The sequence below is a fragment of the Moorena sp. SIO3I6 genome (assembly GCF_010672095.1).
In genome coordinates this window covers 1-1546 of record NZ_JAAHHU010001215.1, presented here as the reverse complement: position 1 = coordinate 1546, position 1546 = coordinate 1, and the positions used below count along the sequence as shown (strand labels likewise).

Annotated in this window: 1 protein-coding gene and 2 pseudogenes; 1 reads left to right on the top strand and 2 read right to left on the bottom strand. The window is 44.5% G+C overall.

Annotation, left to right across the window (positions count from 1 at the left end):
* Positions 1 to 255, bottom strand: a pseudogene (locus F6K49_RS47830) (hypothetical protein); the annotation flags it as partial.
* A 343-nt stretch (positions 256 to 598) separates the two neighbouring features.
* On the opposite strand from F6K49_RS47830, the gene F6K49_RS47825 reads away from it, so the two are divergent.
* Complete coding sequence (locus F6K49_RS47825) at positions 599 to 733, top strand: hypothetical protein (protein WP_269087021.1); 135 nt, start codon at positions 599 to 601, stop codon at positions 731 to 733.
* Here F6K49_RS47825 and F6K49_RS47820 read toward each other — a convergent pair.
* A pseudogene (locus F6K49_RS47820) lies at positions 714 to 1546 on the bottom strand (hypothetical protein); the annotation flags it as partial. The gene F6K49_RS47825 and the pseudogene F6K49_RS47820 sit on opposite strands and share 20 nt — an antisense overlap.

The following is a 1546-nucleotide window of genomic DNA, read 5'->3' as shown; positions in this document are numbered from 1 at the left end:
CTCAATGCCAGCTGGATTAGCTAAATAAACCCGCAACCCTTCTGAGACATTGAATTCTTGAAAACTGTGGAATAGGTTAACTCCCCGTTGAACTCCCCCTTCAATTAATTCTGCTGGCAATCCCTTCACAGAAGCGTCAGGAATTACCACTGAACCATTAGCTCCTAAAGTATCATCTGGTACGATATTGCTCTGAGCATGAGCTTGATTACTAGTAGATGGAATAAAGTGCGACAGTGTTAATGAACTTGCCATTGCTACTGTACTTACCAATCCCAATTGCGAGCACCGACTCCGCCTAGTTTGTTTGATCAAAGCACCGATTCCTTAACAACTAAGTAAAATTTTATGGCTGTAATTATTATCTCTAAAACAGGGAGCAGGGAGCAGGGAGCAGCGATGCAGCGCGGTCTTGGGGGTTTCCCCCATGAGCGACTGCATCAAGACGGGAGCAGGTAAGAGGGGAAACCATCCTGTGTAGCTGATAGTTATAGCGCTACGCGCAAGGCAAGAGGCAAGAGGCAAAAGGCAAAAGTTTACTACAAAAGCTTTTCAGGTTGTAAGTAGCTGGACAAAAATATAGTAATTCTCTGTCTTGATGCATCGCTGTATTAACTTGTGTAAAGCGCTCAAAAATCCATCTGCTCCCTGCTCCCTGCTCCCTACTCCCTACTCCCTATTCCCTGTTCCCTGTTCCCTGTTCCCTTTAGTAGTCATTTTGATACCAATTTGATAATTCGATCCATAATGAACGCAGCAATTAAACCAACTACCACATGAACTAGCACAAACACGACACTGTAAGTCAAGCAAGGTGTAACACCAGCGGTGGGGCAATCTAAGGATTCTTTCGAGAATAGTTGGGTGATAATAGACTCTACCGGTTTAGCATCGGTTTGGGACGAAATACCACTGACCGCTAAACCAGTACCGACCAGGGCAATCCAACGTTCTAATTGTTTTTCTCGTTCTTCAGCAGCTTTCTGTTCCTGATGCCGAATTGACTCTAATTCTTTTTCTCGGGCTTGATCAGCCTTCTCCTTATCTCTGAGGGCTTTTTCCAAAGCGCGATCGCATTCTGCCTGTTCAATGTCCACAATGCCTCGGATACTACCAAGCATCTGGTCAAATAGTTGCTGACCGGGTTTGAGATAATTGAGGTCGGTTTCAATCTGTTTTTGAAACCGTTTAGTTCTTTGGTTGAGGAAGTCTTCCAAAAACTTGATACTATCGTCTTCGAGACTATGTTCACGGATTTTTTCCAGCCAGTAGTCATAGTTGTGGTCATTGGTAGCGATCGCATTTTTGTGATCCTCCATGTCTCGCAGATAACCAGCATAGTCAAAGGTCTTGGATGGCATCTCGGTCAGTTTCTGCTTCAGTTGCTCTAGCCGTGTGTCTCGCTGCGTTGCCAATTCCTTGAAACCTTTAACCTCTTGTTCCAGTTGGCTATAGAGTCCTCTAGTTTGGCGATAACACCAACGGGCTTGATCATAAGCAAACAGGATTTTACTGCGACAGCACAACAGATTGAAAAATGACAAAG

Coding starts and splice junctions, on each gene's coding strand:
- F6K49_RS47825 (WP_269087021.1), top strand. CDS start 599: ATGCATCGCTGTATTAACTTGTGTAAAGCGCTCAAAAATCCATCTGCT.